This is a genomic window from bacterium, from assembly GCA_030654305.1.
In the GTDB taxonomy this organism is placed as follows: domain Bacteria; phylum Krumholzibacteriota; class Krumholzibacteriia; order LZORAL124-64-63; family LZORAL124-64-63; genus PNOJ01.
Window position 1 is genome coordinate 1 of sequence record JAURXS010000278.1, and the last position, 9,271, is coordinate 9,271.

8 protein-coding genes are annotated in these 9,271 nt (G+C 71.4%); 4 read left to right on the forward strand and 4 right to left on the reverse strand.

Going from position 1 to position 9,271, the window contains the following annotated elements; translation table 11 throughout:
• Positions 1–180 precede the first annotated feature (180 nt).
• Both Q7W29_07990 and Q7W29_07995 read right to left on the reverse strand, forming a co-directional pair.
• On the reverse strand, positions 181–1,398 hold the full coding sequence (locus Q7W29_07990; GenBank protein MDO9171756.1) for a class I SAM-dependent rRNA methyltransferase: 1,218 nt from the start codon (positions 1,396–1,398) through the stop codon (positions 181–183).
• A 4-nt stretch (positions 1,399–1,402) separates the two neighbouring features.
• Complete coding sequence (locus Q7W29_07995) at positions 1,403–1,870, reverse strand: hypothetical protein (GenBank protein MDO9171757.1); 468 nt, start codon at positions 1,868–1,870, stop codon at positions 1,403–1,405.
• 122 nt (positions 1,871–1,992) lie between these two features.
• On the opposite strand from Q7W29_07995, the gene Q7W29_08000 reads away from it, so the two are divergent.
• The 4 genes from Q7W29_08000 (at position 1,993) to Q7W29_08015 (ending at position 7,399) form a co-directional block, all read left to right on the forward strand.
• The gene (locus Q7W29_08000) at positions 1,993–2,985 is read left to right on the forward strand and encodes a hypothetical protein (protein MDO9171758.1); all 993 of its coding nucleotides are present in this window, start codon (positions 1,993–1,995) and stop codon (positions 2,983–2,985) included.
• A gap of 281 nt (positions 2,986–3,266) precedes the next feature.
• Positions 3,267–4,043, forward strand: coding sequence for a sugar transferase (locus Q7W29_08005; protein MDO9171759.1), 777 nt, complete (start codon positions 3,267–3,269; stop codon positions 4,041–4,043).
• A gap of 158 nt (positions 4,044–4,201) precedes the next feature.
• Positions 4,202–6,736, forward strand: a complete 2,535-nt coding sequence (locus Q7W29_08010) for a FlgD immunoglobulin-like domain containing protein (GenBank protein MDO9171760.1) — start codon at positions 4,202–4,204, stop codon at positions 6,734–6,736.
• Positions 6,737–6,919: 183 nt separating this feature from the next.
• Complete coding sequence (locus Q7W29_08015) at positions 6,920–7,399, forward strand: hypothetical protein (GenBank protein MDO9171761.1); 480 nt, start codon at positions 6,920–6,922, stop codon at positions 7,397–7,399.
• Positions 7,400–7,434: 35 nt separating this feature from the next.
• On the opposite strand, the gene Q7W29_08020 is transcribed toward Q7W29_08015, so the two are convergent.
• Together Q7W29_08020 and Q7W29_08025 are read right to left on the reverse strand one after the other, a co-directional pair.
• Positions 7,435–8,433, reverse strand: a complete 999-nt coding sequence (locus Q7W29_08020; protein ID MDO9171762.1) for a PHP-associated domain-containing protein — start codon at positions 8,431–8,433, stop codon at positions 7,435–7,437.
• A gap of 91 nt (positions 8,434–8,524) precedes the next feature.
• Positions 8,525–9,271 (reverse strand): hypothetical protein (locus tag Q7W29_08025; GenBank protein ID MDO9171763.1); only part of this gene is annotated, 747 nt, incomplete at its 5' end.

Here is a 9,271-nt window from a genome sequence, read left to right on the forward strand (position 1 = left end):
CGTCCCGGGTACACACACGCGTCCCGTCGGGGGTGTCTGCCGGGTTCCGGCGCCAGGAAGGCGCCGGAGCCCAGCAGCCAAGCAATGCCGGGCACAGGATGTGCCGGGCGAGCGCCCCCCGACGGGACGCGTGTGTGTACCCGGGACGAGATGGGTGTGGGCAGAGAGGCGGACGGATCTTCAGCTCACGAGCAGCAGCAAGCCCTTGAGGTACTCGCCCTCGCGGTGGCCCAGCATCCAAGGGTGATCCGGACCGCCCGATAAGCGGCGGAGCACGCGGGCGCGGCGGCCGGCGGCCAGCACGGCTTCCTGGGCCACCTGCTGGAAGCGCATCAGGTTCATCGCCTGGCTGCAGGAGAAGGTCAGCAGGAGACCGCCGGGCGCCAGCTTGTCGATGCCCAGGCGGTTGATCTCGCGGTAGCCGCGTTCGGCGCCGTCGAGCTCTCGCTGCGAGCGGGCGAACTTCGGGGGGTCGAGGATCACCAGGTCGTAACGGTCGCGGCCCGGGCGCAGGAAGCGGAACACGTCTTCGCGCTGCACCAGGCCGGCCGCTTCGGGGAAGCCGTTGCGCCGCAGGTTGCGCTCCGCGGCCGCGCAGGCCGACTTCGAAGCGTCCACCGACACCACGTTCTCGGCGCCGCCGGCGGCGGCCGTCAGCGAGAAGCCGCCGGTGTAGGCGAAGCAGTTCAGCACGCGCCGGTCGCGCGCCAGGGTGCCGACGAGCGCGCGGTTCTCGCGCTGGTCGAGGTAGAGGCCGGTCTTGTGGCCGGCCTCGGGCGAGGTTTCGTAGACCAGCCCGTTCTCGCGCACCAGCACCGGATCGGTCAGCGCGCCCGACAGCAGGCCCCGGGCCGCCTCGAGCCCCTCGTCGGTGCGGGTCCGCGAATCGCTGCGCTCGTAGATGAAGGTCGGGGCCAGGTGCCCGGTCAGCGCGTCGATCACGTCCTGCCGCCAGCGTTCGGCGCCCGCGGTCAGGAACTGCAGGACCAAGCCCGTCCCGTAGCGGTCGATGATCAGGCCGGGCAGGCCGTCGCCCTCGGAGTTCACCAGTCGGTAGCAGTCGGTCCGCTCCTCGCCCGCGCGGCCGAGCGGGCCGCCGTCGCCCAGGCCCAGGGCGGTGCGCGCGGCGACGGCCTCGCCCAGGCGCTCGTGCAGCAGGCGGCGCGTCACCGGCCCCTCGAGGCTCACGATCCGGCCCGCCAGCAGCGACCGCGTGTTGACGTAGCCCCAGCCCAGCGCGACGCCGCCCTCGGTCGTGAACGCGCACGGGTCGCCCGGCGCGTGGTAGCCCATCACGCGGGCGATCGAGCCCTTGAAGATCCAGGGGTGCCGTCCGGGCTCCGCGTCCTCGCGGCCCGGTTTCACGATGACGGAGCAGGCGGGGCGCGCGGTGGTCATGGCGTCATTCCGCGGCGCCCGCGGTCGCGGCCGGCGTGGCGGTGCATTTCCCGGGCGCGAGGCGGCGCCACACCTCGTCGATGAAGTGCCGGCGCCCCCCGGCCACGAACTCCGCCGCGTGGTGCCAGAAGTCCCCCTCGACGCGGCAGCTGAAGCTGATCTTCTCGCCGATCAGATCCTCGTTCGAATGGACGCGGATGCATTCGGTGAAGACCCCGTCGCGGTAGGACCAGGTGCCCGCGCCGCCCTCGAACTTGCCGGCGGCCCTCCCCGTGGTGGCGAAGGCGTCGTCGGTCAGGATCTTGACGATGTCGCCCGGGCCCGCGGTCTCGACCGCCGGGAACTGGTGCCCGCCGGCGCTCACCAGGACCCAGGAGCCGCGCAGGTCGGGAGACGTGCCGGCGCACCCGGACAGCAGCGACACGGCCAGCAGGGCGGCGACGGCGCAAGCCGGCAGCCATCGTTTCGACATGATCCGACCTCCTATCGACGGGACGACCGCATGGGAACAGGTCCCCAGTCCGGGGTCAAGCGCATCCTCGGCGCCGTCCCGACGTATACTACATCTCGTGCACCATCCACCGGGAGCGTTCCATGACCCGAATCCTCAGCCTGCCGGCCACGGTCCTCGTCCTCGCCGCGGCTTCGTCCGCCCGGGCCCAGATCTCCGGCGGCCCCTTCCTGGGCCAGGGCGACCCGCCCGCCGTCCCGGCCCTGTTCGCGCCCGGCCTCGTCAACCTCGGCCTGGCCACCCGCGACGTGGCGATGACGCCGGACGGCGACGAGTTCTACTTCGGGGTCAGCGTCGGCGAGTTCGAACTGAGCACCGTCCTGGTCTGCCGCCGGCAGGGGGACGGCTGGACGCCGCCGGAGGTGGCGCCCTTCGCCGCCGACCCCCGCTACAAGGTCATGGAGCCCTGCATCAGCCCGGACGGCGCGCTGCTGTTCTTCGCCAGCGACCGACCCCGCGAGGGCGACGGGCCGGCCCGCCCCGACCACGACATCTGGTTCGCCGAGCGCGTTCCCGGCGGCTGGGGCCCGGCGCGCCCCGTGCCCGGGGGCGTCAACAGCGACGCGCCCGATTTCTACCCCAGCGTCGCCCGCAACGGCACGCTCTACTTCACCCGCGACGATCCGGCGACCGGCCTGAGCGAATTGCGCCGCGCCACGCGCGCCGGCGACGCCTGGAACGAGTCGGAACGCCTGCCCGAAGCCGTGCAGCTGGGCCGCACGCGGTTCAACGCCTGGGTCGACCCCGACGAGCGCTTCCTGATCATCCCCGCCTTCGGCATGCCCGACTCGCGCGGCGGCACGGACTACTACCTGGTGCGGCGCCTGGCCGAAGGCTGGAGCGAACCGGCCAACCTGGGCGACGCCGTCAACACCGCTGACCGCCGCGAGTACTCGGCCTGCCTGTCGCCGGACGGACGGGCGCTCTTCTTCATGTCGGCCCGCAACGACCTGGCCGCCCGCGCTCCCCGCCCGTTGACCCTGGCCGGACTGCGCGACTTGGACGCCGCCCCCGGCAACGGCAGATCGGCCATCTGGTGGGTCGACGCCCGCTGCCTCGAGACGCTGGCCCGCTGACATCGAGGCGATGTTGAATTATCGACAGGAATTTGTCTTGACCTTTGGTCGGTTCGTGATATCGTGGACCCTGTTCGCGGCTGGGGGGCCGGGAATGAGCTTACCTTTTGTGAATTCGCATGCTTTCGACATCGAATTTTATCGATGTCGCTATAGACTACCTGCGAAGTCTCCTTTATAATGGAGCACTCTCACGGATGATCAAGCAGCGATCAGCCTGACAACGATGGTGCCACGGCACCATGTGGGAAGCGAACATCAGAAGGACTCAGTCGAAGATCATGGTCAATTTCAGTGACAACGCGCAAACCTCGCTGCAGCACCCGAACCCGCTGGACCGCGCCGGCCACGAGACCGCGCGCCTGTTCCAGGACCTGGAGCGGCGGGCGCCGCGCTCCGAGCCCCGGCACTCGCCGCTGTACCTGGGCCTGCGGCGCGCCAGCGACATCGCCGTCGCCGTGCTCGCGCTCTCGCTGTTCGCGGCCCTGATGCCGATCATCGCCCTGGCGATCGTCGTGGACTCGCGCGGCCCGGTCTTCTACTCCCAGACCCGCATCGGCCGCAACCTGCGCCGCCGCAACTCCGGCCACGCGGGCTGCGAACGTCGCAAGGTGATCTACCCCGGCCGCCCCTTCCGCATCTGGAAGCTGCGCTCCATGCGGACCGACGCCGAGCGCAACGGCCCCCAGCTGGCCCAGGCCGGCGACGCCCGCATCACCCGGGTCGGCCGCTTCCTGCGCCAGACGCGCCTGGACGAGGTGCCCCAGTTCTGGAACGTCCTGAAGGGCGAGATGACCCTGATCGGCCCCCGCCCCGAGCGGCTGTGCTTCGTGCGCCAGTACGAGGCCACGGTCCCCGGTTACCTGGCGCGCCTGGACGCCCTGCCGGGCATCACGGGCCTGGCTCAGGTCAACAACGGCTACGACGAGGACCTGCGTTCGATCCAGCGCAAGTTGCGCCTGGACACCTTCTACATCACGCGGGCGAGCTGGATGTTGGACCTGCGCATCCTGCTCTCGACCGTCCGCGTGGTCCTGACGGGCGAGGGTGCGCGCTGACGCGCCCCCGCCCCCATCCCCGATTTCTCTATACCTGACAATCGTTTTGATATATCATTGGAAGATCTGATGCGGAGGCCCCCGCCCCTCCCTCGACGATCGCCCATGGGATGCCGCGTCCCATGTCGCCACACACCCGCTCCGCGAGGATGGGAATGATGACCAGAGTCGGAATCGAAATCCTGACCCGGGGAAGAGTTGCGTCGCGCAGCGCCGTCCCGGCATCGCTGCTCGCGATCGCCCTGCTGACGGTCCTGAGCCTGAGCGCCGCCGCCGCCGACCGGACGGCCAATCCCGCCGCAGCGACCGGGCTGCGCCCCTTGGCGGGCGTCGAGGTCTTCGCGGCCGACACCGTCGACCGCGACCAGGCCCTGGCCGAGGACGCCGTCCGCGCGCGCGACGGCGAGCCCCCCCGTTTCGCGATCCCCCAGCAGACGTTCATCGCGCCCGACACCCACGGCACGTGGGAGGTCCTGAACGAGAGCACCCGGCTGTGGCGGCTGCGGATCTCCAGCCCCGGCGCCGTGTCCCTGAACCTCGGCTTCACGCGCTTCGTCATGCCCGAGACCGGCCGCCTGCTGATCTATCCGGCCGACCTGTCGCAGCCGGCGATCGCCTTCACCGCCGACGACAACCGCGACCACGGCCAGCTGTGGACGCCCATCGTCCCGGGCGCCGAACTGGTCGTCGAGGTGCAGATCGCGGCCAAGGCCGCGGCCGACCTGGAGCTCGAGCTGACCTCGGTGAACGTGGGCTACAAGACCTTCGGCGAGACCCTCGTCGACAAGTCCGGCACCTGCAACATCGACGTCATCTGCCCCGAGGGCGACGGCTGGCGCGACGACATCCAGTCGGTGGCCGTGATCTCGACCGGAGGCAGCACCTTCTGCTCCGGCTTCATGGTCAACAACACCGCCCAGGACGAACGCTCCTTCTTCATGACCGCCTACCACTGCGGGATCCACACCACGCAGGCGCCGACGCTGGTCACCTACTGGAACTACTTCAGCCCCACCTGCGGGCAGCAGGGCGGCGGCTCGCTGTCGCAGTTCCTGACCGGCAGCACCTTCCGCGCCGAGTCCAGCACCTCGGACTTCACGCTGGTCGAGCTGAACTCCGTGCCCGACGTCTCCTGGAACGTCGCCTACGCGGGCTGGGACCGCGGCACCCAGGACCCGACCTCGGCCACGGCGATCCACCACCCGAGCACCGACGAGAAGAGCATCAGCTTCGAATACGACCCCCTGTCCACGACCACCTACCTGCAGACCGCCGTCCCCGGCGACGGCACGCACCTGCGCGTCACGGACTGGGACGTGGGCACGACCGAGGGCGGCTCCTCGGGATCGCCGCTGTTCGACCAGAACCACCACGTCGTCGGGCAGCTGCACGGCGGCTACGCGGCCTGCGGCAACAACTCGTCCGACTGGTACGGGCGCTTCTCCCGGTCCTGGACCGGCGGCGGCACCTCGACCACGCGCCTGAGCAACTGGCTCGACCCGCTGAACACCGGCGCGCAGACGCTCGACCTGCTGGCTCCCTACGCCAGCGGCCTGCGCGTCGCCCCGGCCAGCGGCCTGTCCACGCAGGGCGACGTCGGCGGCCCGTTCACCCCCGCCGGCAAGGACTACACGCTGTCCAACGCCGGCGACACCGTCATCGGCTACCTGGTTGCGGCCGACGTCGCCTGGGTGAGCGTGAGCAACGCCAGCGGCACGATCCCCGCGGGCGGCGACGTCGTGGTGACCGTCTCGGTCAACGCGGCGGCGAACTCGCTGGCGACGGGCGTCCACACCGGCACGCTGTCGTTCACCAACACCACCGACCACGACGGCGACGCGACGGCGCCGCTGTCCCTGCAGGCCGGGCTCCCGGAGCTGGTCCACGGGTTCAACATGACGACCAACCCCGGCTGGACCGTCGAGGGCGACTGGGCCTGGGGCGTGCCGTCCGGACTCGGCGGCGCCTACGGCGAGGCCGACCCCACCGGCGGCTGGAACGGCGGCGCGGTCTACGGCTACAACCTCGCGGGCGACTACGCCAACAGCCTGCCCGAGCGCCACCTCACCACCACGGCCCTGGACTGCAGCGGCCTGTCGGCGGTCACGCTCAAGTTCCGGCGCTGGCTCAACGTCGAGCAGCCCGCCTACGACCACGCCTACGTGCGCGTCAGCAACGACGGCGTGAACTGGACCACGATCTGGCAGAACACGTCCGAGATCGCCGACGCCGCCTGGTCGCTCATGGAGTTCGACATCTCGGCGGTGGCCGACGAGATGCCGACCGTCTACGTGCGCTGGACCATGGGCGCCACCGACTCGAGCTGGCAGTACTCGGGCTGGAACATCGACGAGGTCGAGATCTGGGGTCTCCAGCGCAGCCAGGGCACCGGCGCCGACGACCTGCCGCGGGCCGGCCAGGCCACCCTGCGCGGTGCGACCCCGAACCCGTTCAACCCGCGCACCGAGATCCGCTTCGACCTGCCGGCGGCCGGTGCGGCCCGCCTCGCGGTCTACGACATGCGCGGCCACCTGGTGAAGATCCTGAGCGACGGCGAGCTGCCAGCGGGCGAGCACGTCGCGATCTGGGACGGCACCGACGGCCAGGGCCGGGCCCTGAGCAGCGGCGGCTACGTCTTCCGGCTGGAAGCGGGCGACGTCGTCAGCACCCGCAAGGGCCTGCTGGTCCGCTGATCCCGGGCCGTCGCGACGGCGCCACGAAGAGGAGGCGGGACCCCGCGGGGTCCCGCCTCCGTCCGTTTGGGGGCAATCGGCGTTGGTCGCCCCGCTGTTCCGTGGTATCATGGGGCCGAGCCCTCGGGATACCGAAGGTGCATCTCGCCGGACATCCCGAGGGCGCAGCCTGGGAGGCATGTCATGGCCGTCAAGATCTACAGCGCGCCGTACTACACCACCACGGCGCCCGACGTCCCTGGAGAAGCCTGCCGCCTGTTGTCGCGCCTCGCCCGGGACGACGTGAACCTGCTCGCCTTCACCGCCCTCCCGATCGGCACGGGAGAGACCCAGCTCGTCATCTACCCGCTGAACACCACCTGGCTCGCCGACGTCGCGCGGCGCACCGGTCTGGTGCTCAACGGCCCGCACCACGCGTTCCTGGTGCAGGGCGACGACGAGCTCGGCGCGCTGGTGAAGATCCACCACCGGCTGTGCGACGCCGACATCAACGTCGTGACGTCCACGGGTCTGGCGGACGGCAAGGGCGGTTACCGCTACTTGCTGCACGTCCACCCGCAGGACTTCGCGAAGGCGTCCGACGTGCTCGGCGCCACGCACATCCCGTCGCGGTGGGACAACTTCGAGCTGAAGATCCCGCGCCACTTCGAAGCGTCGATGTAGGCGGGTAGCGGCGGGCGGGGTCGGGGAAACGCCGCCTAGGCGGCGTGGGCGACGCGTGCCTGCGTCAGGTAGGTCCGCAGTTCCGAATCGGCGAGCCGGCGGTCCAGCCGGCGCTCGTGATCCATGACCACCTTCAGGATCGGCACCGACGCGTGCTTCAGCAGCGAGCGCAGCGATTCGCGCGCCGCCGGCGTCTGCTGCACCCAGCGCGAGCGCACCAGCAGCAGCGTCATGTGCTCCAGCCAGGCCTGGGCCGCGCCGGCGGTTTCGCGCCCGGCCGGGCCGTGGGTGCGGCCGCGGTCCAGGAACTCGTCGATCAGGCCGTGCGCCTCGTCCACCAGCGCCGCGTGCGACAGGTGGTCGAGGTGGGTCGTGCCCTCGCCGCGCCAGATCGCGCCGAGGAATTCGTCGGCGGTGTCACCGGGCGCCGCGGTCCAGCCGCGCCCGACGGCGCCGGTGTGCGTGTCCGACGACGCGGTCAGGGGCAGGCCGCGCTCGGCGGCCAGGCCGGCGGTGATCAGGTTCTGGGCCGGCGTGCGCGCGGCATTCAGCTCCAGCACCGGGAAGCGCGCGGCGATCTCCGGCACGCGCGCGAAGTCCACCTGCCCGCGCCTCAGCTCGGCGCGCTCCCACCAAGTCGGATGGTTGTACTGGTAGCGGATGCCGTGCTCGTCGCAGAACGCGCACAGCTCGTCGAGCGTGCGCACCGCGGCGCGCAGGCGCGCGTAGGTGTCGGGATCCAGGCCGTAGAGGTTGACGTGGATCGTGAAGCCGAGACCCGGATCGCCGAGCGTGTGCTCGACGGCGGGGATCACCAGGGCGCGGTCGGCCTCCGGCAGCTCGCGCACCAGCGCGGCCCAGCCGGCCATCGTGTCGTGGTCGGTCAGCGTGAACCAGTCCAGCCGCCGCTCGGGGTCGGGATGCCCCAGCGCGGCCTCGAAGAGCGCGCGCGGGTGCAGCGCCGCGAGGTCGGGCACGTCGAACGAGAACGATGAATGGACGTGGAGGTCCGCTTTCCTGAAGGTGTCGCGCATGGGGCCTCAAGCTAAGCCGGTTCGGGCGGGACGCCAGGATTTTCACCTGCGGTAAATAAAAGCACCACCGCCGCAACGTGTTAGTCACGTTCTACGCAGGTTCCGCCGTCCGGTTCCCCTCCCCGCGGGGCGGAGGCAGCAATTCCCGGATCCTGCGCTCGATGCGCGCGACGGCGGTCCCGTCGACGACGCCGAGCCGGTCCTCGGCCAGGGCTCTCTGCCGCGGCCGGCGCGCTCCGACCAGGGCGAGCACCGTGGCGGCCAGCTCCCGAGGTTCGGCCTCGGGCACGATCGCCAGGGTCTCGGCTCGCGACGGCGCCAGGTCCGGCGGCCAGGCCATGTCCTGGGAAGCGCGGGCCAGCACCACGGGAGTGTCGAAGAGCAGGGCCTCCCAGAACACGCCCGAGAGATCGCCGATCACCGCGTGCGCTTCGGCGACGTGGACGAACGACCGGCCGTCCGGCGTCAGCGCCCGGGCGCCGATCGCCCGCGCGCAACGCTCGACGTCCCGGGGCGGGGACAGCGGGTGGGGCGCGAGCACGAGTTCCGCGTCGTGGGACAGCCGCCGCAGGGAGTCGCGCCAGCGGCGTGACATCAGCAGGCCGCGCTCCTCGGCGCGGGGGCCCCAGGTCGGCAGCAGCAGGATCCGGGGGCGGCCGGCCGGCGGCGGGTTCGTGAACGACCCGCCCGCCTGCAGGAAGCCGTCGCAGTGCAGGTAGGCATCGGGCGCGAACGACCAGTCGTGGACGGTCAGGTTGCCGGCCACGGCTGCGCCCGGGCCGCCGGCGGCGCCCGTCGCGGCGCGCAGCCGGGCCGCGTCGGCGCTCGTGCCCGGCTT